The sequence below is a fragment of the Stutzerimonas stutzeri KOS6 genome, assembly GCF_000307775.2.
GTDB classification, from domain to species: Bacteria; Pseudomonadota; Gammaproteobacteria; order Pseudomonadales; family Pseudomonadaceae; genus Stutzerimonas; species Stutzerimonas stutzeri_B.
In genome coordinates, this window is record NZ_KK020676.1 from 477,820 (window position 1) to 502,166 (window position 24,347).

At 65.1% G+C, this 24,347-nt stretch carries 19 protein-coding genes; 8 read left to right on the forward strand and 11 right to left on the reverse strand.

The features are described 5' to 3' along the window. Positions 1-209 precede the first annotated feature (209 nt). A complete protein-coding gene (gene orn, locus B597_RS30690; RefSeq protein ID WP_003293868.1) occupies positions 210-752 on the reverse strand; it encodes an oligoribonuclease in 543 nt (180 codons plus the stop codon). A 28-nt stretch (positions 753-780) separates the two neighbouring features. Then, entirely contained in the window at positions 781-1,587 is an 807-nt protein-coding gene (locus tag B597_RS30695; protein WP_003293867.1) for a hypothetical protein, read from the reverse strand. A gap of 122 nt (positions 1,588-1,709) precedes the next feature. Between B597_RS30695 and rsgA the strand changes: the two genes are divergently transcribed. Then, entirely contained in the window at positions 1,710-2,741 is a 1,032-nt protein-coding gene (gene rsgA, locus B597_RS30700) for a small ribosomal subunit biogenesis GTPase RsgA (protein ID WP_003293865.1), read from the forward strand. A gap of 15 nt (positions 2,742-2,756) precedes the next feature. Here rsgA and motB read toward each other — a convergent pair whose 3' ends face one another. Next, complete coding sequence (motB, locus tag B597_RS30705) at positions 2,757-3,740, reverse strand: flagellar motor protein MotB (protein WP_003293864.1); 984 nt, start codon at positions 3,738-3,740, stop codon at positions 2,757-2,759. A 9-nt stretch (positions 3,741-3,749) separates the two neighbouring features. After that, a complete protein-coding gene (gene motA / locus B597_RS30710) occupies positions 3,750-4,601 on the reverse strand; it encodes a flagellar motor stator protein MotA (protein ID WP_003293863.1) in 852 nt (283 codons plus the stop codon). A gap of 166 nt (positions 4,602-4,767) precedes the next feature. On the opposite strand from motA, the gene B597_RS30715 reads away from it, so the two are divergent. The 6 genes from B597_RS30715 to B597_RS30740 all read left to right on the forward strand — a co-directional run bounded on the left by B597_RS30715 (position 4,768) and on the right by B597_RS30740 (position 13,548). Next, on the forward strand, positions 4,768-6,282 hold the full coding sequence (locus B597_RS30715) for an HDOD domain-containing protein (protein WP_031323296.1): 1,515 nt from the start codon (positions 4,768-4,770) through the stop codon (positions 6,280-6,282). Positions 6,283-6,329: 47 nt separating this feature from the next. Then, positions 6,330-7,145 (forward strand): rhodanese-like domain-containing protein, encoded by an 816-nt coding sequence (locus B597_RS30720; protein ID WP_024161813.1) that lies wholly within the window; start codon positions 6,330-6,332, stop codon positions 7,143-7,145. Between the two features lie 11 nt (positions 7,146-7,156). After that, positions 7,157-8,050 carry an archaetidylserine decarboxylase gene (asd, locus tag B597_RS30725; RefSeq protein ID WP_024161814.1) on the forward strand — a complete coding sequence of 298 codons (894 nt, stop codon included), beginning with the start codon at positions 7,157-7,159 and terminating at the stop codon, positions 8,048-8,050. Between the two features lie 141 nt (positions 8,051-8,191). Next, a complete protein-coding gene (locus tag B597_RS30730; protein WP_003293859.1) occupies positions 8,192-10,027 on the forward strand; it encodes a hypothetical protein in 1,836 nt (611 codons plus the stop codon). 245 nt (positions 10,028-10,272) lie between these two features. After that, a complete protein-coding gene (locus B597_RS30735) occupies positions 10,273-12,339 on the forward strand; it encodes a GGDEF/EAL domain-containing response regulator (protein ID WP_003293857.1) in 2,067 nt (688 codons plus the stop codon). Positions 12,340-12,474: 135 nt separating this feature from the next. Next, entirely contained in the window at positions 12,475-13,548 is a 1,074-nt protein-coding gene (locus B597_RS30740) for an NAD(P)-dependent alcohol dehydrogenase (RefSeq protein WP_003293855.1), read from the forward strand. A 183-nt stretch (positions 13,549-13,731) separates the two neighbouring features. Here the strand turns inward: B597_RS30740 and serB are convergent, their stop codons facing one another. Beyond that, positions 13,732-14,946: a phosphoserine phosphatase SerB gene (gene serB, locus B597_RS30745; protein WP_003293853.1), complete on the reverse strand. Its 1,215-nt coding sequence runs from the start codon at positions 14,944-14,946 to the stop codon at positions 13,732-13,734. A 278-nt stretch (positions 14,947-15,224) separates the two neighbouring features. On the opposite strand from serB, the gene B597_RS30750 reads away from it, so the two are divergent. After that, on the forward strand, positions 15,225-16,757 hold the full coding sequence (locus B597_RS30750) for an AhpA/YtjB family protein (protein ID WP_003293852.1): 1,533 nt from the start codon (positions 15,225-15,227) through the stop codon (positions 16,755-16,757). A 183-nt stretch (positions 16,758-16,940) separates the two neighbouring features. On the opposite strand, the gene B597_RS30755 is transcribed toward B597_RS30750, so the two are convergent. The 6 genes from B597_RS30755 to B597_RS30780 form a co-directional block, all read right to left on the reverse strand. Beyond that, positions 16,941-17,645: a PqiC family protein gene (locus B597_RS30755; RefSeq protein ID WP_003293851.1), complete on the reverse strand. Its 705-nt coding sequence runs from the start codon at positions 17,643-17,645 to the stop codon at positions 16,941-16,943. Positions 17,646-17,809: 164 nt separating this feature from the next. Then, complete coding sequence (gene parC / locus B597_RS30760; protein WP_003293849.1) at positions 17,810-20,062, reverse strand: DNA topoisomerase IV subunit A; 2,253 nt, start codon at positions 20,060-20,062, stop codon at positions 17,810-17,812. Beyond that, positions 20,059-20,586, reverse strand: a complete 528-nt coding sequence (locus B597_RS30765; RefSeq protein ID WP_003293848.1) for a retropepsin-like aspartic protease family protein — start codon at positions 20,584-20,586, stop codon at positions 20,059-20,061. Before B597_RS30765 ends, parC begins: the two co-directional genes overlap by 4 nt. Continuing rightward, positions 20,583-21,566, reverse strand: coding sequence for an esterase-like activity of phytase family protein (locus B597_RS30770; RefSeq protein WP_003293846.1), 984 nt, complete (start codon positions 21,564-21,566; stop codon positions 20,583-20,585). The genes B597_RS30765 and B597_RS30770 overlap by 4 nt, the downstream gene beginning before the upstream one ends. Next, entirely contained in the window at positions 21,563-23,449 is a 1,887-nt protein-coding gene (parE, locus tag B597_RS30775; protein ID WP_003293845.1) for a DNA topoisomerase IV subunit B, read from the reverse strand. The genes B597_RS30770 and parE overlap by 4 nt, the downstream gene beginning before the upstream one ends. 145 nt (positions 23,450-23,594) lie before the next feature. After that, on the reverse strand, positions 23,595-24,200 hold the full coding sequence (locus tag B597_RS30780) for a YqiA/YcfP family alpha/beta fold hydrolase (RefSeq protein WP_003293844.1): 606 nt from the start codon (positions 24,198-24,200) through the stop codon (positions 23,595-23,597). Positions 24,201-24,347 lie beyond the last annotated feature (147 nt).

Consider the following 24,347-nt stretch of genomic DNA (forward strand, 5'->3'; position numbering starts at 1 on the left):
ACCCGACGCTCTTGCGGGAGGCCCAACACCGGGGCGAGCATTTGCGGCGGGCGGGTCGTGGCTGCTACCTGCTTTCGAGCGACGTAGGGTGGATGTCGCTTTTCACATCCACCACGCTCTGGCTCGGTGGCTCGGTGGCTCGGTGAGGCGTGATCCACCCTACGATAATCGGACCCCGTCAGGCGCTCTGATGCGCGGGTGTCTTGCTTTCAGACCTTGATGAAGTGCTCGCGGTAGTGCCGCAGCTCGGCGATGGAATCGCGGATGTCATCGAGCGCCAGGTGCGCGCCGCTCTTCTTGAAGCCCTCCATGATCTGCGGCGCCCAGCGAGCCGCGAGTTCCTTGAGCGTGGAAACGTCCAGGTTGCGGTAGTGGAAGTACGCCTCCAGCGTCGGCATCTGCCGGTAAAGGAAACGGCGATCCTGGCAGATGCTGTTCCCGCAGATGGGCGACTTGCCCTTGGGTACCCACTGTTCGAGGAATGCCAGCGTCAGCTGTTCCGCCTCGGCGGTGGAAATCAGACTGTCGCGCACGCGCTGGGTGAGGCCCGAACCGCCGTGCTGGCGGGTATTCCACTCATCCATGCGGGCGAGCGTTTCGTCGCTCTGGTGCACCGCGATGACCGGCCCTTCGGCCAGCACATTGAGCTGGCTGTCGGTGACGATGGTCGCCATTTCGATGATGACGTCGTTGTCCGGATCCAGGCCGGTCATTTCCAGGTCGATCCAGATCAGGTTCTGCGGGTTCTGCATGGCGGGCTCCTTGGCTGTGCGGCGCAGTTTAGCCGCTCGCATCGACGCCGTCAGGTGGCGGACCGCCCGGATACCAGGTCAGCAGGCGCGAGCCGCGCCAGTCGGCAAGCGGCAACACTTCGGCCGGCTCAACGCCGGGTACCGCGAAACTGTTGCTGATCAGCAGCGCACCCGGCCGCATCTCGGCTTGCGCCTTTCCCCACAAGGCGCCCATGGGTGCCGGCGAAAGGAAGCAGTACACCACATCGTATTCGCCGAGATCGACGCGCCACAGGCTGAGCAGGCGAATATGACAATTGCGCCGTGGCAGACAACGCAGCCAGGACAGGGCGAATGTCAGCGGCGCGGTTTCCACGCCGACGAACTGCGCCGCCGGATAGTCCCGTGCCAGCCGCGACAGCGTGCCGGCCAGACCGCTGCCCAGATCGATGTAGCGGAAGCTGCGCGGAAGCGAGGCCAGCCGGGCACGCAATTGCTGCTCCGCCTCTCGCCCCGTCAGATAGAGCGGCACCCGTTCGGTGAATGCATTCCAGTTCAGCAGCAGCAACAACGCGAAACCGCCCAAGGGAAGCCAGCCGGGCACGGCCAGGCCCTGTAGCACAACCAGTCCGGGCACGAATGCCAGGTTGATGGGCAACCACCAGGCGGACAAGCCGAAGCGCGCACCCAGTAGTGCGGCGATGCAACCTTGCATCAGCGTCAGCCCGACGAGGCCTACCCGCACCCCGAGGGTCGAGGCCAGGCAGAACAACAGCAGCCAGGCGATTGCCAGCGCCAGCAACTGGGCGAGCAGCGCCCTCAGGATGGGCAGGCGGGTGAAGGCAGTGACGGGCATGACCGGCAATCAGCAGACGACGGGCGCCCAGTCTAACCGCCAGCTTCTGCGCCATACAGGCCGGAGCCGCCAGGGTGCAGCATGCTAGACTCGCTCACCAACCTCAGAGACAGCCCGAATCCATGGCCAAACGGCAACTCAACCGCCGGCAGAGCTGGCGCATCGAGAAAATCCAGGAAGAGCGCGCCGTCCGCGCCGCGCGGCGCGAGAGTCGCGCCCTCGAAGAGCTCGAAGGCGGTGATCTCGGCCCGGAGCAGACCGGCCTGGTCATTGCTCACTTCGGCGTGCAGGTCGAGGTCGAGGCGCTGGAGGGCGAGCAGAGCGGGCAGGTATTTCGCTGCCACCTGCGCGCCAACCTGCCGGCGCTGGTCACCGGCGACCGTGTGGTCTGGCGCCCGGGCAATCAGGGCATCGGCGTCATCGTCGCGCAGTTGCCGAGGCATTCGGAGCTGTGCCGGCCGGACATGCGCGGCCAGCTCAAGCCGGTGGCGGCGAACGTCGATCTGATCGTGATCGTCTTTGCCCCGCTACCCGAGCCGCACGCCAATCTGATCGACCGCTACCTGATCGCCGCGGAACACGCCGGCATCACTCCGCTATTGCTGCTGAACAAGGCCGATCTCATCGACAAACACAACGAGGCGGCGCTGAACCGGCTGTTGGAGGTCTATCGGCAACTGGACTATCCGTTGCTGGAAGTCTCGGCACATGCGGGTGGCGGCATGGACGCCCTCAAGGCGCGGCTGGATGGCCACGTCAGCGTTTTCGTCGGACAGTCCGGGGTCGGCAAGTCCTCGCTAGTGAACAGTCTCCTGCCTGGCGTCGATACCCGCGTCGGTGCGCTGTCGGAGATGACTGGCAAGGGCACCCACACCACCACCACCGCCCGGCTCTTTCATTTTCCCGGCGGCGGCGAGCTGATCGACTCTCCCGGCATCCGCGAATTCGGCCTCGGCCATGTCAGTCGCGCCGACGTGGAAGCGGGCTTCATCGAATTCCAGGAGCTGCTCGGGCATTGCCGCTTCCGCGACTGCAAGCATGATCGCGAACCCGGCTGCGCCTTGCTCAAGGCGCTCGAAGACGGACGCATCCAGCCGCAACGGATGGCGAGCTATCGACACATTCTCAGCAGCCTGCCGGAGCCGGACTACTGAGCCCGACGCGACGACTCAGCTGCCGTCGGGCTGATTGAACTGCAGCGCGCCATCTTCGAAGATGTTCAGCCGCTCGCGTAGCTGCTCGGGCTGCAGCGGCTCCTCGGCGGCAGGGGCAGCCTGATCAGCCGACGGCGCCTGTGTCGCATCGGCATCAGGCTGCTCGCCTTCGATCGAGCGCTGCGCCTTCTTGGTCAGCACCAGGATGTCGATGCGGCGGTTCACCGGATTGAAAGGGTCCTTGCGGTCGAACAGTGCAGATGACGCGTAACCCACCACCCGCGCGATCTGCTCCTCGGGATAGCCACCAGCCACCAGCGTGCGCCGCGCGGCGTTGGCGCGGCCGGCCGAGAGCTCCCAGTTGCCGAAATCACCGCGCCCCGCATACGGCTTGGCATCGGTATGCCCGCTGATGCTGATCTTGTTCGGCACCGCGGCGATGGTATCGACCAGCGCCAGCAGTATGTCTTCGAAATAGGGCTGCAGCTGGGCGCTGCCCAGGGCGAACATGGGCCGGTTCTCGGCATCCATGATCTGGATGCGCAGGCCGTCCTGGGTGATTTCGAAGAGTATCTGGTCCTTGAACTTCTGCAGCTCGGGATTCTCGTCGACCTTGTTCTGCAGCTCCTGCAACAACAGGTCCAGGCGCTCGCGCTCAATCTGCTCGGCAAGGGTTTGCACCTGGTCGCTGTCGACTTGCGCCTGACTCTGTGACGGCTCCAGCTCCTGGTTCAGGGTGCGATCCGGCGAGGGCGTCGGCGTGCCCCCCAGATCGATGACGTGCGGACTGGCACTTTCGGTGAAACCGATGGGGTCCTGAAAGTAGCCGGAGATGAGGCGCTTCTGTTCTGGCGTGGCCGAGCCCATCAGCCACATCACCAGGAAGAACGCCATCATCGCCGTGGCGAAGTCGGCAAAGGCGATCTTCCAGGCGCCGCCATGGTGGCCGCCCGCGACCTTCTTGACCCGCTTGACGATGATCGGTTGAGTGTTGTCCATGGCGAGCCCTTAGCTGCCTCGCATGGCTTGCTCGAGCTCCGCGAAGCTCGGTCGATGCGCCGGGTACAGGACCTTGCGACCGAATTCCACGGCCAGGGTCGGCGGCATCCCGGATGCCGAAGCCACCAGCGTCGCCTTGATCGCCTCGTAGACGTTCAGCTCTTCCTTGGCGTCGTGTTCGAGCGCCGCGGCCAGCGGGCTGAAGAAGCCGTAGGAAGCGAGAATACCGAGGAAAGTCCCCACCAGCGCCGTGGCGACCTTTTCGCCGATCTCGGCGTTGGACGCCTCGGCGAGGATCGACATGGTGATCACGATGCCCAATACCGCTGCGACGATACCCATCGCCGGCAAGCCGTCCGCTACCTTGTTGACCGCATGGGAGGGGTGCTCGAGTTCCTCCTTCAGGCTGTTCAGCTCCATGTCGAACAGCCCCTCGAGCTCATGCGGCGCCATGTTGCCGGAGGACATGATGCGCAGGTAGTCGCAGGTGAAGGACGTCATCCGCTCGTCCTGCAGGAAACCGGGATACTTACTGAACAAAGGACTCGCGGCCGGATCTTCCAGGTCCGCCTCGATGGCCATCATGCCCTCGCGGCGGCTCTTGTTCAGGATCGAATAGAGCAGGCTGAGCACTTCCAGGTAGTAAGTGTGGGTGAAGCGCGTACTGAACATCTTCAACGACTTCTTGAACACCACCTTGGTGGTGCTGCCCGGGTTGGCCTGAAGAAAGCCACCCAGTGCCGCACCGCCGATGATCATCACCTCGAATGGATGGATGAGTGCGCCGAGCTTGCCGCCCGAGAGAATGAATCCGCCCAGCACGCTGCCGAAGACGACGATGATGCCGATTATCTTGACCATAGGAGGTACGTCTGAAACCTGGTTGCGAGCCGCCTGGTTCAAGGGCAAAACACCACCCCGAATCGCCGCCAGACGACCTTGGAAAATGAATGTTGGAAGAATTGTTCTGGTTATCGGAACTTTTGCGCCAGACTAAAGACCATTCCGATGAAAAGCTAGCTCGGCCATGACCACGACACCCACGCTACCTCGCACCATACCCGCCTGGATCAAGGCCCTCGACGACGCTCCGTTACCCGCCTTTGCGGCCGTTCACGGCAAAGTCCGGCTGGCGTTGCGCGACAGCAACAGGTCGATGCGGCAGATTGCCGAGCTGATCCAGAGCAGCCCGGTGCTGGCCCTGCGGTTCATACAGGAAGCCAACCGCGGGATCGGTGACGCACAGCCGGCGGAGAGCCTGGAGATCGCACTCAGCCGTATCGGCCTGCAGCGTGCCGAAGCCCTGCTGGCGCGTATTCCAGCGAAGGACGCAGCCGACATACCGCTGCCGCTGCGCCAACTGGTGTTGATCAGCCGGCATGCCAGCCAGCAGGCCAGCGGGCTGTTCGCCGCCCGCCTCGCCAGGCTCTGGCAGGACATCCATTGGGGCAGCCTGCTGTTTCTGTCGCCCGCCTGGGCGCTGGTCTGCGTTTATCCGCACCTGCTTGACAGTTGGGAGCAACGTGTCCTGGTCAAGGGCGAGCCGGCCAGCCGAGTCGAACGCGAGCTGCTCGGCGTACCCCTGCTGGAGCTCTGCCTCAGGCTCGCCGAGCATTGGCGCCTGCCCGACTGGATCGTGCAGGGCTACCGCCTGCTCGGTGGCGATCGGCGCAGGCTGATCAAGGCCCTGCATATCGCCCGTGACTACGAGCACCCGCTGCACCAGCAGCAGATGCTCGACGCCGATCCCGACTTGCGTCGCTGGCTGACGCTGCCGAGCAATACCATCGTTCTGGCCAACGGCCTGGCGCTGTCCGCGCACCACAGCTGGAGTGGCGTGCACAGCCTGCGCTGGCAACGACTGGCGGGCTTGTACCTGCAGGTGCCGCTGGGGCAATTGCAGCAGATGGTGCATCAGCAGGCCGTGACCAGCGCCCGTGAGCTGGGGCCGAGCGACCTCTGGCATCCGGCTCAGGGCCTGCTATGGCCTACCGGCAGTCGTTTCCAGACCCTGCGTGAAGCAGCGGAACCGAGCGCAGCCGATCTCGCCGCCTGGCGCGACCAGTGCCGGCGCCTGCTCGCTGCCCCCACGCCCTTCAGCAACATCCTGCAACTCACTGCCGGCGCCAGCCAGGCACTGACCTGCGCTGGCATGCAGCGTTCGCTGGTGATGCTGGTCGACCGCCGGCAGAACCGCCTGGTCGCCCAGCAGTGCAGCGGCCTGCCGGACGATGCCGCACGCCTGACCCTGGCCCCGGAACAGAGCCAGATCCTTCGGCGCCTGCTGGAGAAACCTGCGCAACTGCGTCTGCAACCGAGCAACATGGCGCGGTTCTCGGCGCTGCTGCCTGGCGCCCTGAAGACGCTGTTCGTCGGAGAGCACCTGTTGCTGCGCTCACTGGGCGTCGATGGCCGGGTGCTGATGCTGATAGTGGCCGATCAGAACGGCGCGCCCCTATCCGAGACGGCGCTGCAAACATTCACTAAAACATCGCAGTACATCGAGCGCGCCCTGAGCCTTTTCAGCAGGCGCGGGGCCTGATCTTTTTCGCTAGACTTCGCCCCTTCTACGATTTGTCGAGGCCTGCCGTGTCTGCCTTTTCCAACCTGCCGCTGGTGATCGAGCCTGCCGATCTGGCTACTCGCCTCGATGCACCGGAACTGATCCTGGTCGATCTGACCAGCGCCGCGCGCTATGCCGAGGGCCATCTGCCCGGTGCTCGCTTCGTCGATCCCAAACAGACGCAACTCGGCCAGCCGCCGGCCCCCGGCCTGCTCCCGGACGTTGCACAGCTGGAACGGCTGTTCGGCGCACTGGGGCATCGCTCCGAGGCGGTCTATGTGGTGTATGACGACGAAGGTGGCGGCTGGGCAGGACGTTTCATCTGGCTGCTGGATGTCATCGGCCATCATCGGTACCACTACCTCAACGGTGGCCTGCATGCCTGGCTGGATGAAGGGCGACCGCTTACGCAACGAGTCCCCGAGGCCGCCTCCGGCCAGCCAAGCCTGGCATTGGACGATGCTCCCACGGCAACCCGTGCATACATCGAAGGACGCCTCGGCGCAGATGACCTGGTGATCTGGGATGCCCGCTCGCCGGCCGAGTACCGAGGCGAAAAGAGCTTCGCCGCCCGCGCTGGCCATATTCCCGGCGCGATCAACTTCGAGTGGACCGCCGCCATGGACCCCGCACGCGCCCTGCGCATCCGCGAAGACATCGCCGAGCGACTGCTGGCACTGGGCATCGTGCCGGAAAAGGAAGTCATCACCCACTGCCAGACCCACCACCGTTCCGGCCTCACCTATCTCCTGGCCAAGGCGCTGGGCTACCCGCGCATCAAGGGCTACGCCGGCTCTTGGGCCGAATGGGGCAACCTGCCTGACACCCCGGTGCAGCAATGAAAAGGACCAACATGAAAGACCGCCTGTTCGTCATCAGCCAGTACGTGCTGCCGCATCACCTCATTTCGCGCCTGGCCGGCTGCCTGGCCGAATGCCGCCTGCCGTGGCTGAAGAACACCTTCATCAAATGGTTCGTGCGCCACTTCCAGGTCGACATGCATGAAGCGTCGAGCGAAGAGCCAACCAGCTACGAGCACTTCAATGCCTTCTTCACCCGGGCGCTGAAGGAGGGTGCGCGCCCGCTGGACACAACCCCGGGGGCCATCCTCAATCCCTGCGACGGCGCCATCAGCCAGCTGGGCCGCATCGAACAGGGCCGCATCTTCCAGGCCAAGGGCCACAGCTTCAGCGCCATGGAACTGCTCGGCGGTGATCATGAGCGGGCCGCGCCGTTCATGGGCGGCGCCTTCGCCACGGTCTACCTGTCCCCTAAGGACTACCACCGCGTGCACATGCCGGTCAGCGGCACGTTGCGGGAAATGGTCTACGTGCCAGGGCGGATATTCTCGGTCAACACCGTGACCGCAAAGGGAGTGCCGGAGCTATTCGCGCGCAACGAGCGGGTGGTCTGCCTGTTCGACACCGAGCACGGACCGATGGCCATGGTGCTGGTTGGCGCGATGATCGTCGCCAGCATCGAGACCGTCTGGGCCGGGCTGGTCACACCGCCCAAGCGCAACCTCAAGACGTTCCGCTACGACGAAGCCGCCCGCGCGCCCATTCATCTGGAAAAAGGCGCGGAAATGGGCCGCTTCAAGCTGGGATCGACGGTGATTCTGCTGTTCGGCCCGGAACAGGTGCGCTGGGCCGAGCAACTGGGTCCACTGAGTCCCGTGTGCATGGGTCAGGCGCTGGGACAGGCCGCGTCGAATCCGCTGGCCAGCGCGCCGCTCGACCCGCTCTGACAGCACAGCTGCGACATTCGGTAGCCATCAGGCGCCGAATGTCGGCTAATATCACCAAGCCATCATTTAGTCCTGCCCACTGCGGCAGATATTGATAGAGTCTCGTCATCTATGCCCTGAGCCGCAGCGGAGCCACCCGTTTTGGATAGACAGAGCCAGCATCTGCTGTTGCGCGCACCCGCACCGACTCGGCAGAGCCTGTCCTTCTGCGAGGCCAGCGTACCCGCTGTGACCGCCTGGCTCGCCGGGTTGCCGAAAGCCAATATTGGCGAAACCGCGCGCCAGCTCTATCAGGCCCTGATCGAGCTCAACCAGCTTCGCGTCGCATCGGAAACCAGGCTGCAAATGCTGGAGCTGTTGCGCCCGGACGTGTACTTCGTCTGCAAACAGCTGGAAAAGCACTATATCAATCAGTCCATCGTGCTCGCCGAACGCCCGCGCAAGGTCGCCGGCCTGTGCCAGGCACTGCAGAACCATCTGGCCGTCGGCTACAAACTGATCGTCATACGCGTGGCATCCCAGCCCAGCCGCGACCGCCACCAGCTGTTATCCATCGCACTGCAGCGCGCCATTCACAGCCTCGGCGCGTTGCTGGTCCGCTCCACACAACTCTACGGACCGCCGGCACCGGGACTCTGGCTCGAACTGCACCAGTTGTATCAACTGGCGGTCGAGCAGAGTGTCGAGCGTCTCATGATCGGCGATCCGCTGGCGCAACACGGGCAGGGCCAGAGCGCGGAGCAGAGCTACGTCGCCTCGTTGCTGCTCGGTTGCGCCCGTTGCAACCAGCTGCGCCAGCAGAGCATCGCCAGGCTTGCCGCGGCCCTGGAGGCCTGGAGCGGCATGGCCCAGCTACAGGGCGGCAGCGTTGCCAGCAGCCTGCTGCTGTTCTCGCCGACGGTCGATGGCCCGCCACGCTATCGCTCGCTGTTTGCCGATGGGCAACAGCCGAGCCTGCTCGGCATCGATACCCGGCCGCTGGTCGACGTCATCGAGGAGCATCTGCGCCTGGCCCCAGACAATCGCCCGCGCACACGCCTCCCCGCGGCGACGGGCCTTGATGACGACCTGCTGCGTCATCTGAGTTCGGCCTGGGGCGCGATCTCCGAGCGCAGCTTCCAGCGCACCCCGACCCAGGGCTCGATCGCCCTTTGCATCGGCATGACCGCACTGCACTACCAGCTGGCCGGCCAGCGTCCGTTCAACGAAGTGCTGGAACGACCCGACTCGAACCGCGCGGTTTTCAAACTGCACAACGGCGCAGCCGATGTCTGGGCGGCGGCCTTCGATGCGCAAAGCAACGCGACCGAACGACTGCCCAGCCACGACCACATCGAATTCGTCAGCCCTATCCGCACACGCGCCGCCACGACCAGAGCGAACGCCCCGAGTGCGGGCTCGGCGAACAGATCATCCAGTGCGGAAAGCCATCCGGTCTACCAGGCCAAGCTGGTCGATCACAGCCCTGGCGGCTATTGCCTGGCCTGGGACGGCGAAGTACCGAACCTGCTGCAAACCGGCGAACTGCTGGGCCTGCGCGATGGCAGCGCGCAAATCTGGAGCATTGCATTGGTGCGCTGGATTCGCCAGGTCCGCGGCGGCACGACCCAGATAGGCGTCCAGTTGATCGCCCCTCAGGCTCATCCCTGTGGCCTGCGCCTGCTGCGCAAGGTCGACCAGGGCAGCGAATATCTCCGGGCATTGCTATTGCCGGAGATCGCCACCCTGTCCCAGCCGGCAATGCTGATCGCACCGCGCCTTCCCTTCCAGGAAGGGCACAAGGTGCTGATCAAGCAGAATGGCCAGGAGCAGCGCGCGATCCTGAACCGACGGCAGTCCAGTACAGGCAACTACAACCAGTTCGAATACCGCTCGCTCGGCCAGCTTTCGCCGGAGCGGGAGCCCCCGGTCACAGGCTGGCAAAGCCACGCGACCGGCCGGGATGAAGATTTTGACTCGCTCTGGAAGTCGCTGTAGATTGCCGAGTCGCATTCCTGCCAGCCCTGCGCCGTCCTGGCACGCATCCAAGCGGCAGGCTGTGTAGCCGTTTCGTTCACGGCCGCGCCGCAGCTGTCTTTGCGCGGAGCAAGGCTTGAGGAGAGAGACTTGGTCATCATTCCAGCAGAACGACATCTGACACAGCACTGCGCGAAACCGGGCCCGGCCCCTCGGGTTACGCGCCGGCAACGCAACACGCGACGAAACGGCAATCGCCCCTGACCATGGCCCTGCAAAAGAAAACCATCCGCCTGCTGATTCTCGAAGACTCGCAGAATGAAGCCGAGCGCCTGGTCAGCCTGTTCCGCAATGCCGGGCAGGCGACCCGCGTGCATCGGCTCACCTCCAGCGACGACCTGGCTGAGGCGCTGAAACAGACCTGGGATTTGCTGATCAATGCGCCGCACAGCGAACACCTCGACCCCAGCGAAGCTATTAGCGCCATTCACCGCCAGGCCAAGGATATTCCGATCATCCAGCTGACCGCTGGCAGCGATGCTGAAGCGATTACCGAAGCACTGATGCTCGGCGCTCAGGACGCGCTGCCGCAAGGCGAGGACGAATGGCTGCTGCTGGTGGCCAAACGCGAGCTGGCCAATCTCGAGGAGCGCCGAACACGGCGATCGGCGGAAGTCGCCCTGCGTGAGGCGGAAAAGCGTTGCCAACTGCTGCTCGACAGCTCGGTAGATGCCATCGCCTATGTGCACGACGGTATGCACATTTACGCCAATCGCGCCTACCGCGAACTGTTCGGCTACGAAAACGCGGACGACCTCGAAGGCATGCCGATGATCGACCTGATCGGCAGTGCCGATCAGAGTCGCTTCAAGACCTTCCTGAAGAACTACCAGACCCTCGAGGGCATCGCCGAACTGGCCTGCGCCGGCGTCCGCGCCGACGGCGAAACGCTGAAGACGCGCATGCACTTCTCGCCAGCCGCCTATGATGGCGAACCCTGCATCCAGGTGGTGATACGCGCCGAGCAGGACAATGCCGAATTGCAGAAGCTGCGTGAGATCAGCAGCCAGGACCCGGTGACCGGCCTGCTCAACCGCAACAGCTTCCTCGAAGTGATGGACGCCGCGGTCGAACGCGCGGTCAACGCCGGACAGAGCGCAACCCTGGCCTACATCCGCGTCGACCGTTTCGCGGCGCTGCAGGCCGATATCGGCCTGAGCGACTCCGACCAGTTGCTCAGCCAGCTGGCCACGCTGCTGCGCGGCCACTTCCCGAGCGAGACGCAGCTGGCCCGTTTCGCCGACGATGTATTCACCCTGCTGCAACCCGGCGTCACGCCCCAGCAGGCCGAGCCGCAATTGCGCAAGCTGCTGAGCAGGGTCGAAGGCCACCTGCTCGACGTCGCTGGGCGCACCGTGCAGACCACACTCAGCATCGGCGTCGCCGGACTCGACGAAAAGACCGCCAAGGCGCAGGACGCCATCGAGCGCGCGCACCACTGTGCCGACCAGTTGCGCGCCGGCAATGCGCTGAAGATCTTCGACCCGGCCGACGAACTGGCCGCGGCGGCGAACCGCGGCGATATCGTCGCCATACTCAAGCAGGCGCTGGAGCACAACAGCTTCCGCCTGCTGTTCCAGCCGATCATCAGCCTGCGCGGCGACAGCTTCGAGCATTACGAAGTCCTCCTGCGCCTGCTCGACCCGCAGGGAGCGGAAGTCTCCCCGAACGAGTTTCTACGTACCGCCGCCGATGCGGGCCTGGCCACCAGGATCGACCGCTGGGTGATCCTCAATGCCATCAAGCTACTCGCCGAGCATCACGCCAAGGGGCATCGCACGCGGCTGTTCCTGCACCTTTCCGCATCGAGCATCCAGGACGCGAGCCTGCTGTCCTGGCTCGGCATCGTGCTCAAGGCGTCGCGACTACCGGCTGACTCGCTGGTCTTCCAGTTCTGCGAGGCCGATGCCATCGCCTATCTGAAACCCGCCAAGACACTGGCGCAGGGGCTGGCGGGGCTCGGCTGTCGTGTCGCCCTGGCGCAGTTCGGCTGCGTACTGAACCCGTTCAATACGCTCCGGCATCTGGACGCCGAGTTCATCAAGATCGACGGCTCCTACACTCAGGACCTGGCTCGCCAGGAAAACCAGGAAGTGCTCAAGGCGCTCCTCGGCGATCTGCACGGGCAGCAGAAACAGAGCATCGTGCCCTTCGTGGAAAGCGCCACGGTTCTGGCCACGCTCTGGCAGGCCGGCGTCAACTACATCCAGGGCTATTACCTGCAAGGCCCCAGCCAGTCGATGGACTACGACTTCTCCTCCGACGAGGAATAAGCGCGAATCTCTGCCGCCAGGCGACCGTTTGTCCGAGCGACCACCAAGCCGCCCTCCGCTTGATCGAGATCATCCAGCCGCCACGCAGCTGGACTAGAGTCGCAGCACGTCTTCACTGTCGAGAGGAGCCGAACCATGCCGATGATGAGAGCCGCCGTGTTCGTCGAACCCGGCCGCATCGAACTGCAGGACAAACCCATCCCCGAGATTGGCCCCAACGACGCGCTGTTGCGGATCACCACGACAACCATCTGCGGCACCGATGTACACATCCTCAAGGGCGAATATCCGGTCGCGCCCGGCCTGACCATTGGCCACGAGCCGGTCGGCATCATCGAAAAGCTAGGCAGCAACGTCAAAGGCTATCAGGAAGGCCAGCGCGTGATCGCCGGCGCCATCTGTCCGAGCTTCACCTCCTACGCCTGCCAAGATGGCTTGCCGTCGCAGGATGGCGGTTGTGCGTGCCACGGCTACAAGCCGATGGGCGGCTGGCGCTTCGGCAACAGCATCGACGGCACCCAGGCCGAGTACGTGCTGGTCCCGGACGCCCAGGCCAACCTGGCGCCTGTGCCGGACGGGCTGACCGACGAGCAGGTGCTGATGTGCCCGGACATCATGTCCACCGGCTTCGCCGGCGCCGAGGCGGCCAATATCAGGATCGGCGACATCGTGGTGATCTTCGCCCAGGGCCCCATAGGGCTTTGCGCCACCGCGGGGGCCAGGTTGCGTGGCGCGGGAACCATCATCGCGGTGGATGGCGTCGATGCGCGCCTGGACATCGCCCGGCAGATGGGGGCAGACGTCACGCTCAATTTCCGCAATCTGGATGTGGTGGACGAGGTGCTCAAGCTCACCGGCGGCCGGGGCGCCGACGCCTCGATCGAAGCGCTGGGCCTGCAATCGACCTTCGAAAACGCACTGCGGGTACTCAAGCCGGGCGGCACGCTGTCCAGCCTGGGCGTTTACTCCAGCGACCTGACCATCCCACTCGGGGCCTTCCATGCAGGTCTTGGCGACAACAGGATCGTCACCTCGCTCTGCCCCGGCGGCAAGGAACGCATGCGGCGCTTGCTCAGCGTGGTCGCCTCCGGCCGGGTCGACCTTGGCCCGCTGGTCACGCATCGATATGCGCTCGACGACATCACCGACGCCTACGACCTGTTCGCCAACCAGCGTGATGGCGTGCTGAAGGTGGCGATCAAGCCCTGACGACGACTGGCGACGGGTCGCTGTAGAACACCGGTTGGATTGAGGCGTACAGCGCCAGGCCCAACCGGCCCAAGCGATGCCTGATGCTCCGCTCGTTGGGCTTCGCTGCGTTCAAGCCAACCTACAGGCCCGGACGGCGCGGGCTGCCCGTCCAGCCTCAAGCCTCCAGTGCGCCTGTCGGCTTCACTCCGTCCCTTCGCGGTCGCGGAACCCCAGCAGATAAAGGATTCCGTCCAGACCGAGCGTGGAAATCGCCTGCTTGGCCGACTGCTTGACCAATGGCTTGGCGCGGAAGGCGACACCCAGCCCGGCCAGACCGAGCATCGGCAGGTCGTTGGCACCGTCGCCAACGGCGATGGTCTGCTCCAGGCACAGCCCTTCCCGCTCCGCCAGCTGACGCAACAGATCGGCCTTGCGCTGCGCATCGACGATCGGCTCGACCGCAACGCCAGTCACCTTGCCATTCTCGATCTGCAGTTCGTTGGCGAACACGTAGTCGATGCCGAGCTTGGCCTGCAGCTGCTTGGCGAAGTAGCTGAAGCCGCCGGACAGAATCGCCGTTTTGTAACCCAGCCGCTTGAGCTCGGCGAACAGCACCTCGGCACCCTCGGTCAGCCGCAGGCTGGCGCCGATATCCGCCAGCACGTCCTCCGACAGGCCTTCGAGCAGCGCCAGGCGCTCCTTGAAGCTGGCGCGGAAGTCCAGTTCACCACGCATCGCACGCTCGGTGATCTCGGATACCTGCTCGCCGACACCGGCCGCCTTGGCCAGCTCGTCGATCACTTCGGCTTCGATCAGCGTCGAGTCCATGTCGAACACGGCCAGGCGACGGTTGCGCCGATAGACCGAATCGCGCTGGAAGGCGATATCGACATTCAACTCCTGCGCCACGCTGAGGAACTCGGCGCGCAACGCAGCGGTGTCGGCCGGCTCGCCGCGCACCGAGAACTCGATGCAGCCCTTGCCCAGCTCCTCGGGCATATCCAGCGGCATGCGCCCGGACAGGCGATCGATATGGTCGATGTTGAGCCCGTACTTCGCGGTGATCGAACTGACGCGCTGCAGTTGCTCGGCGGTGACCTTGCGCGTCAGCAGCGTGACGATATGCCGGGGCTTGCCCTGGCCCGCCACCCAGTGCTGGTAGTCGGCCTCGGCGACCGGGGTGAAGCGCACCTGCTGATCGTGCTTGTAGCCCATGAACAGCACGTCCTTGAGCACCGACGAGGCGCGCTCGTTGTCGGGGATTTCGATCAGGATGCCGAACGACAGGGTGTCATGGATCACTGCCTGGCCGATGTCGAGAATGTTCACGCCACCCTGGGCGAGTACGCCGGTGATGGCCGCGGTCAGGCCCGGGCGGTCTTCACCCGTGATGTTGATCAGGACGATTTCGCGCAAGGCGCAGCTCCCATGGCAGGCAATCAAGGCCGGCATTCTACCTCAAGCCCCGGGCCGCGCGCGCCCGCGGCGATACAGACGCAGGAGGGCCTGGAAGCCGCCGGCTCGGTCGCCCGCGCGGGTAACACCGAGGCTCTCCCTGAAGGTCCCTGACAGGCTCTAACACGGAGCTTGTGATGGATTTCGCGCTATTCGTCAGTTGGCGAGCGCAGACCTTCAGCGCCTACTGTGCTTTCCGTATACTGCCCGGCAATTCCTCCGACGAAGAGCCGCGCTCTGTGAACCGGCCCGCATCCGTAAAGCCAGACAATTTCTTCCTGATGATCTACCGTGCAGTGCGCCAGCATCGTGTGCCGCTGGTGTTGCGCATCGCCAGTCATACGCTGCTGCTGGTGGCACTGGCGCTGGTCATTTACGCGTGGGTGATCGGTATGCAGTTCAAGCATGCCATGGAGCAGCAGGCCGACGCCCTCGGCCAGAGCCTGGTCATCCAGACGGCCGCCTCGGCCACCGATCTGCTGGTGGCCAACGACATCCTCAGCCTCAACGTGCTGCTGAGCAACCTGGTGAAAAGCCCGCTGGTTGCCCATGCGGCAATCTACAGCGTGGACAATCGCGTGCTCGCCGAGTCCGGCACGCGCCCGCAGCAGGGCTTGCTCGGCGATGACAATGGCCTCTACTCGACCCCGATCAGCTTCCAGGAAGTAATCGCCGGACACCTGCGTGTCAGCCTGGACATGCAGCAGTTCCAGCAGCCGATGACCATGAGCCTGCAGAGCATGGGACTGCTCAGCCTGATCCTGCTGGCCTTGACGCTGACCCTGAGCATGCGTCTGGGCCGGCAGTTGTCGACACCGCTGATGCAGCTGCGCCTATGGCTGCGCGACCCGGACGATCCGGCACCGGGCGCCGGGCGTCAGGACGAGATCGGCGATCTTGCGCGCCAGCTCCAGGCCCGCCTGGTTCCGGAAAAGCCCGAGCCCGAGCTGGACCTGAGCGACGCGCTGGACGATGACTATTTCGATCAGGCCGATGACCGCGCGCCCAGCGAACGGCCCGCAGCCGGGCACTTCGACCGTTTCGAGATCGAACTGGACGACCAGCCACAGCGGCCGGCACGCCAATCCTCAGGTAGCGATACCGGCCTGCATACACTGGACGACGATTTCGCAAGCGAAACGTCGCCCTTCGCTGCCTGGTCTTCACCGTCAGCGACAACACCGCCCCGCCCGACCCGCAGTGCCATCCTGGCCATCCAGCTCGGCAATCAGGAGCAGTTGCGGCGCCTGCCACGCGCGCGCCTGACCGAGCTGCTGCGACGCTATCGTGACTGCCTGCAACAGGCCGCCACGCTCTACCAGGCCGAGCTGCACACGCTCAACGATGGCAGCAGCCTGATGCTGTTCCACAGCCAGGACGACGAGCAGAACTACCTCACCCATGCGATCTGCTGTGGCGAGCTGATGCGCGCCCTCGGCCATGCACTGCAGATCGATGTGGCCGACAGCGGCATCACACTGCAACTACAGCTGGGCCTGACTCAGGGCGAAAACCTGTCCGATCTCAGTCAGGGCGACCTGTTGCTCAGCGAACCGGCACAGGCCGCGCTGGGCATGTCGCTGCACAGTCGCAACCTGCTGCTGGTCGAGCGCAGCATCAGCGAGGACCGGCTGATCCAGCAGCGCGCTCGCATCCGCCCGATCGCCAGCCCGGAAGGCGCCTGCTGCGTAGAACGCCTGCTGGATCCGTATCCCTCGCTGCTGGAACGTCAGCTTGCACGCATGCACGAGCTGCGCAGCCACGCGGGCTGACGCAGCACACCGGCGCGGGAGGCCAGGGTTCTACAGGCCGGTCGTTATCCATAAAGGTCATTGGCGTCCCCGCCGAGCGAACGATCATCATCCGCTGAGCGACATCGCGTGCGCAGACCGCGCGGGTTGCGCCCTGCGCCGGCAGCCGGGCCTGCGACCCGCCATCAGCGGCGTCGGGCTCCGTCAGAAGCGGAAAACTTCCATATCGGTACGAATGGGCTCGGCAGCAGGGATTCGCGGCACCTGGACCTCGGCAGACTTGGTCTTCGGCCTGGCCGGCGCACGCCTGGGTTGAGTCTTCGCGACAAGGGCCGGCTCGACCGCTTCGGCCACCATCCCGCTCAGCCGCTGCAGCAGCAGGCTCTGCGCGCGTACCTGATCCGCCGTAGTGCCCTGGTGCTGCTCCTTCAGACGTACCAGACGGCTACCCAGGTGCTTGCCTGCCTTGTCCCGCAGGCGCCACTGCGCTTCGAGCACGGCGGGATATTGAGGGCCGGAATCCAGGCGCGAAATGCTCAACTCGATCTGTACCTCCGGCACGAAACCCTCTTCGACCGGGCCCAGCATCAGTCTCTGGGTATCCAGGCGCCAGGCCAGCTGGCGCAGCAGCAACTGCTCGATGTCGCCTTTCAGGTTGCCCGCCCAGCGGGCCTGCTGATCGTCGGCGGCCAGGCTGCCGTCGGCCAGGCGCTGGAGCAATGCGTCACGCTGCAGGTAGTCGGCCAGGCTGACCGGGGCCAGCAACACGGCCGTGCCATCGGTTCGCTCGGGAAGCTCGGAGGTACCGCTGTCCAGCCGATACATGGGTGCCGGCTGCAGGCCGATGCAGCCTGTCAGGCCAATACTGGCCAGCAACAACACAGTCGGAACACGCAGCAAGTTCTTCATTACCGTCATAACACCACAGTCAGGTCGCCAATGCCTCGCGCATAAGCCGCGCCGGACAATCGATTCCACCGATGCAAAACAACGCACCGGGCAAAACGCCGCAGGCTGGAAAGGCCGCTATCTTCCGTGAATCCGGCCGTCGATTCCAGCACCAATGCATATCGTCATGCTTCGACCAGCAAGCCTTCGACACGCTGGAAGCCGCGCGGCAGCTTGTTGCCACGCCGGCCGCGCTCGCCCTTGTAGTGCTCCAGGTCTTCGGCCTTGAGCGACAGCGTGCGCTTGCCGGCCTGCAACACCAGCGTGGCGCCGGCCGGCAACACTGCGAGATCGACCAGGTACTCCTCGCGGCTGGCGACGCGGTCACCGGGGATACCGATGATCTTGTTGCCCTTGCCCTTGCCCAACTGCGGCAGATCGCGCACCGGGAACACCAGCAGGCGGCCTTCGGTGGTCACGGCGGCCAGCCAGTCATCGTCACGGCTGGCCAGTGGTCGTGGCGAGACGACCCGGGCACCGGCCGGCAGGGAAAGCAGCGCCTTGCCCGCCTTGTTCTTGGCCTGCAGATCCTCGCCCTTGACGACGAAGCCGTAGCCCGCATCCGAGGCGATCACGTAGAGCGCCTCGTCATCGGGCAACAGCACGCATTCGAAGCTGGCCCCCGGCGGCGGCGTCAGCCGGCCGGTCAGCGGTTCGCCCTGGCCGCGCGCGGACGGCAGCGAGTGCGCCGCCAGCGAATAACTGCGCCCGCTGGAATCGATGAACACCGCATATTGGTTCGAGCGCCCTGTTGCAGCGGCCTTGAAGCCATCGCCAGCCTTGTAGGACAGTCCGCCGGCATCGACATCATGGCCCTTGGCACAGCGCGCCCAGCCTTTATCGGAGATCACCACGGTCACCGGTTCGGACGGCAGCAGCTCGTTTTCCGACAGGGCCCGCGCCTCGGCACGCTCGACGATCGGCGAACGGCGAGCATCGCCGTAGGTTTCCGCGTCCTCGATCAGCTCCTTGCGCACCAGCTTCTTCAGCTTGCTTTCGCTGCCCAGCAACGCCAGCAGCTTCTCGCGCTCCTTGGCCAGCTCGTCCTGCTCGCCGCGGATCTTCATCTCTTCCAGCCGCGCCAGCTGACGCAAGCGGGTGTCGAGGATGTAGTCGGCCTGCAGTTCGGACAGCTCGAAGCGCGCCATCAGCACCGGCTTCGGCTGGTCTTCGGTGCGGATGATGTGGATCACTTCATCGAGATTGAGGAAGGCCACCAGCAAGCCTTCCAACAGGTGCAGGCGCCGCTCGACCTTGTCCAGGCGGAACTGCAGGCGCCGGCGCACGGTGCCGATGCGGTAGGTCAGCCACTCGCTGAGCAGGGTGCGCAGGTTCTTCACCTGCGGCCGGCCGTCGAGGCCGATGACGTTGGCGTTGACCCGGTAGCTGGATTCGAGATCGGTGGTGGCGAACAGGTGCTGCATCAGCGCCTCCACATCGACCCGGTTGGAGCGCGGAATGATGACGATGCGGCACGGGTTCTCGTGGTCCGACTCATCGCGCAGGTCGGCCACCATCGGCAGCTTCTTGGCCTGCATCTGCCCGGCGATCTGCTCCAGCACCTTCGACCCGGACACCTGATGCGGCAGCGCGGTGACCACGACGTCGCCGTCCTCGACCCGGTACACCGCACGCATGCGCACCGAGCCACGGCCGGTTTCGTAGATCTTCAGCAGGTCGGCGCGCGGCGTGACGATCTCCGCCTCGGTCGGAAAGTCCGGTCCCTGTACGTGCTCGCAGAGCTGCTCGACGCTGGCGCTCGGCTCGTCGAGCAGGCGCACGCAGGCGCTCGCCACTTCGCGCAGGTTGTGCGGCGGCACGTCGGTGGCCATGCCCACGGCGATGCCGGTGGTGCCATTGAGCAGCAGGTTGGGCAGGCGTGCCGGCAAGGTCGCCGGTTCGTCGAGGGTGCCGTCGAAGTTCGGCACCCAGTCCACCGTGCCCTGGCCCAGCTCGCTGAGCAGCACCTCGGAATAACGCGACAGGCGCGCCTCGGTGTAGCGCATCGCGGCGAAGGACTTGGGATCGTCCGGCGCGCCCCAGTTGCCCTGGCCGTCGACCAGCGTGTAGCGGTAGCTGAACGGCTGCGCCATCAGCACCATGGCCTCGTAACAGGCGCTGTCGCCGTGCGGGTGGAACTTGCCGAGCACGTCACCGACGGTACGCGCCGACTTCTTGTGCTTGGCATCGGCGTTCAGGCCGAGTTCGCTCATGGCGTAGATGATCCGCCGCTGCACCGGCTTCAGGCCATCCCCGATATGCGGCAGTGCGCGATCCATGATCACGTACATGGAATAGTTGAGATAGGCCTGTTCGGTGAAATCGGCGAGGGAGCGACGCTCCACGCCGTCCAGGCTCAGGTCGAGGGATTCGCTCATGGTCGATCCGTTACATGCTGGCGCAGCACCAGGGTGCCGGCGCGCTGGGTGAATTCAAGTTGTTTCAGGGCACTCATGCCGAGCAGCACCTGTTCGCTGCGAAAGCCTGGCGCGACGATGGCGCGAACGTCGTGCAGAAGGATGTCGCCGAGGTTGAGGCTTGCCAGCACGGTGCGATAACCGGTGGTCTGGCCGTTGGCGGTATGCAGCATGATCGGGGCGCCGCGTTCCAGGCCCAGTCGCTCGGCCAGCTCAGCGGGCACGGCGACATCGGTGGCGCCCGTGTCGAGGAGAAAGGTCACCGGCTCGCCGTTGATGCGTCCGCTGGCGACGAAATGTCCCTGGGCGTTGCCGGCCAGCTGCACTTCGATCTGCTCGCCCTGCAGCTGGGAAACCGGCTGGCGATTGGGGTTGAGGCGGTCCTCCTCCCAGGCGGCGAAGAAACGGGTGGCCAGGAACAGGCCAACCCCCCAGGCCAGCACCAGCATCACGCGCCCGGCGCGACGCCCGGCCGTCTGGCTCACGGCTTCGCACTCCAGCCACCGGCAGGGGCGGCAAAGCGCCAGACGACCGGACGTTTCTCGCCATCGCCGCGCGCCTTGCCATTGTTGTCGACGCCGATCCAGGCGCCTTTCTCATCGATCCACAGCGCCTCGGCGTTGCCGTAGGGCTCGGCATAGCGGCGCTCTTCGGTCAATGCCGCGGCGGCGAACGACCAGCAGCGCTCGACCTCGCCGGTGGCCGGGTGGCGACGACAGACGCGGTAAGCCGAAGGCTCCAGCACGAACAGCCGGTCGGCGAAGAAGGCCACCGCCGAGAAACTGCGCGGCAGCGGCGTATCACCCAACGCCTCCGGCGGTTGCTGATAGCCACCCTGGGCCAACAACACGCAGCCGCCCGTGCATTGCCAGCTGGTCTGTTTACGGTGCAGCACCAGCAGTCCACGGCGCTCACGCTCTGCGGCCAGCCACATGCGCTCGGCCTTCGGGTCGACGGCGATCCCCTCGAACAGCGCATTGAAATGCCAGAGCATGCCACTGGCCCGCGCCTGGCGAACCAGCGAGCCGGGCAGGCGCAGCCATTGCGCGGTGCCTGCCGGGCTCACCCGCAGCACGGCGGCATGGGCCTCACTGACCACGTAGCGGTTACCCAGGCTGTCGCAAGCGAGGCCTTCGAAGTCGAGGTGCCCACCACGCACATGGCCACTGAGCCGGGTACGCATGCGCATGCCCCAGGGCAGACCGCTGTCCGGCGGCGGACCGGCCTCGAAGCGTTCGGGCTGCGCCTGCCAGGGCGAAACGCTGCTGTCCAGGCGATAGAGCACGCTGTCCTCGCGATCGGACACCGCCCACAGGGCCTCTCCGCACCAGGCCATTCCGGACAGGTTGCCGCCCGCCATGCCCTGCACCGCATGTTCTTCAAGCAGCTCCAGCTCGGGCGCCGGTTCGCTGGCCCAGAGCGGGGTTGCGGCCAGGCCCAGCAGGGCCAGCCAGCGACGGATCAAACCAGCACCTCGGCCAGGTTACCCTTGGACTCGAGCCAGCTCTTGCGGTCGCCGGCGCGCTTCTTGGCCAGCAGCATGTCCATGATCTCGCGGGTGCCCTCCAAATCGTCCAGGGTCAGCTGCACCAGCCGCCGTGTGTTGGGGTCCATGGTGGTTTCGCGCAGTTGCGGCGGGTTCATTTCACCGAGGCCCTTGAATCGCGTGACCTGCGGCTTGCCGCGGCGCTTTTCGGCGACCAGTCGCTCGAGAATGCCGTCGCGCTCGGCCTCGTCGAGCGCGTAGAAGATGTCCTTGCCCAGGTCGATGCGGTACAGCGGCGGCATGGCGACATAGACGTGCCCGGCTTCCACCAGCGGGCGGAAATGCTGGACGAACAGGGCGCACAGCAGCGTGGCGATGTGCAGGCCGTCGGAGTCGGCATCGGCGAGGATGCAGATCTTGCCGTAACGCAGTTGAGCGAGATCGGCAGCACCCGGATCGACGCCAATGGCCACCGCGATATCGTGGACCTCCTGGCTGGCGAGCACCTCGCCGCCATCGACCTCCCAGGTATTCAGGATCTTTCCGCGCAGCGGCATGATCGCCTGGAACTCCTTGTCCCGCGCCTGCTTGGCCGAGCCGCCGGCCGAGTCACCCTCGACCAGAAAAAGCTCGGCGCGCATCGGGTCCTGCCCGGCGCAGTCGGCCAGCTTGCCCGGCAGCGCAGGCCCCTGGGTAACCTTCTTGCGCTCGACCTTCTTGCCGGCCTTGAGCCGACGTCCGGCATTGCTGATCGCCAGTTCGGCCAACTGCATGCCGAGCTCGGGGTGCGCATTGAGCCACAGGCTGAAGGCGTCCTTGACCACACCGGAAACGAACGCGGCGGCCTCACGGGAAGACAGGCGCTCCTTGGTCTGGCCGGAGAACTGCGGTTCCTGCATCTTCATCGAGAGGACGAAGGCGATACGCTCCCAGATATCCTCCGGTGCCAGCTTCAACCCGCGCGGCAGCAGACTGCGGAACTCGCAGAACTCGCGCATCGCATCCAGCAAACCCTGGCGCAGGCCGTTGACGTGGGTGCCGCCCTGCGCCGTCGGGATCAGGTTGACGTAGCTTTCCTGGACGCTCTCGCCGCCCTCGGGCAGCCACAGCAGTGCCCAGTCCACCGCTTCGGTATTGCCTGCCAGGGTGCCGACGAAGGGCTCGTCGGGCAGGCGCAGGTACTCGCTGACCGAGTCGACCAGGTACGAGCGCAGGCCGTCCTCGTAGAACCACTCGACCTTCTCCCCGGCCCCCTTGTCCTCGAAGCTGACGTTCAGCCCCGGACAGAGCACGGCCTTGGCCTTGAGCACGTGCTTGAGGCGGCTGATGGAGAATCGGGGTGAATCGAAGTACTTCGGGTCGGCCCAGAAGCGCACGCTGGTACCCGTATTGCGCTTGCCGACGCTACCGATGACTTCCAGGTCGCTGGCCTTGAAGCCGTCGGCGAAGCTCATGCGGTACTCGCTGCCATCGCGCTTGACGGTCACTTCGACCCGGGTCGACAGCGCGTTGACCACCGAGATGCCGACGCCGTGCAGACCGCCGGAGAACTGGTAGTTCTTGTTGGAGAACTTGCCGCCCGCGTGGAGCTTGGTGAGGATCAGCTCGACGCCCGGCACGCCCTCTTCAGGGTGGATATCCACCGGCATGCCACGGCCGTCGTCGATCACCTCCAGCGAATTGTCTTGATGCAGGATCACCTGGACCGAGCGCGCATGGCCGGCAAGGGCCTCGTCGACGCTGTTGTCGATGACCTCCTGGGCCAGATGATTGGGCCGCGAGGTGTCGGTGTACATGCCCGGGCGCTTGCGCACCGGATCGAGGCCGGAAAGAACCTCGATGGCTTCTGCGGTATAAGACATCTGTCTGGCACTGTCCCTTATGTTTTGAACAATCGGCCCATGCGAGCCGCGAAAAAACCCGGCGAATCGCGCCGGCTAGGCCGCTACCGACCCGGTCGGAAGCCAGCGTCAGGGTTGCTGCTGCGAAGCCGCGCGCGACATTCGCTCAGAGCCGCCCCAACCACACCTGCGGATCGAAACCAGCGAAGGCCATCAGCGCCGGCAGGCGCTCGGCGAAGCCTTGGAAGCCGTGGTCGCCGCCGGCCTGGATGCGCAACGCGCAGCCTCGATAAAACTGCGCCGCATCACGGTAATCCAGTGTTTCATCGCCGGTTTGCAGCCAGACCTGATAGCGCTCGGCATCTTCTGGCGGCGCCGTTTCCAGCTCCGCAAGCGCGCTCACATGGTCCTCGGTCAGCTCCCAGACCTCTCCGCTGTAGTGATTGGTCTGCGGCCCGAGATAACCGTCGAAACGACGGTGCGGCGTCACGGCCGGATTGATGAGCAAGGCCTTCAGGCCATGGCGCTCGGCGAGGTGCGTCGCATAGTAGCCGCCAAGGGAGCTGCCGACCAGCAGTGGCCGGCCGAGTTCGCCAATGCATGCTTCAAGCTGGGCAATGGCCTGGCGCGGATGATGATGCAGCGCCGGCACCCGCAGACGCTCGGCCAGGCCAAGGCCATCCAGCGCACCGATCAGTTGGCTGGCCTTCTGCGAGAGCGGCGAGCTGTTGAAGCCATGGATATAGAGAATCGAAGGCGGGTAACTGGACATGGATACAGTTCGATGGAAAAGGGCAAGGCTACAAGGCTGCCGACACCCTCTGCAACCCGTGAAACCCACGAACAACAATGCTTTCACACTCAGGACACAGCCGTGCATTCCTGCCCCAGAGGCAGATAGTTTCTGTACAAAGGTACT